Annotated in this window: 1 protein-coding gene; it reads right to left on the bottom strand. The window is 67.8% G+C overall.

Annotated features, from left to right (window positions below):
- The coding region (gene drmC / locus OQ02_RS43450) for a DISARM system phospholipase D-like protein DrmC (RefSeq protein ID WP_197043730.1) at window positions 1-369 on the bottom strand (369 nt) is incomplete at both ends.

Below are 369 nucleotides of genomic sequence, written 5' to 3'. Positions count from 1 at the left end.
CTCCCCGACGCTGGAGCTCCTGCACATGCTCGGCCGCTCGCGCAGGTGCGGAGCCACCAGTGATGAGCACGCCTGCCTCTATGTTGCGGTCGACTCCCGAGAGGGTGAAGTTCGCGCTCGTCGTCAGGAGCGTATGTCGGTCCGCCACCGCCAATTTCGCGTGGGTCTTGGCCCCCTTATCGGTTCTGCGGACTGTGGGCCAGTGCCAGAGGCGAATCCCGGTCACATCGGCGAATGCCGTTGCGGGCTCCACTCCCGTGAGGGCGTTGCCCGCGCCTTGCAGGGTCTCCACGACGACGTCGACGACGACCCCCCGGGCGATCGCGGCCCGAAGAGCTCCTTCCAGCGGCGCGTAGCGTCTTGCCGAGT

Origin of the sequence: Saccharothrix sp. NRRL B-16314 (assembly GCF_000716595.1) — a bacterium.
In the GTDB taxonomy this organism is placed as follows: domain Bacteria; phylum Actinomycetota; class Actinomycetes; order Mycobacteriales; family Pseudonocardiaceae; genus Actinosynnema.
Note: the sequence above shows the minus strand (reverse complement) of the source record. Positions and strands in the feature narration are given on the sequence as shown.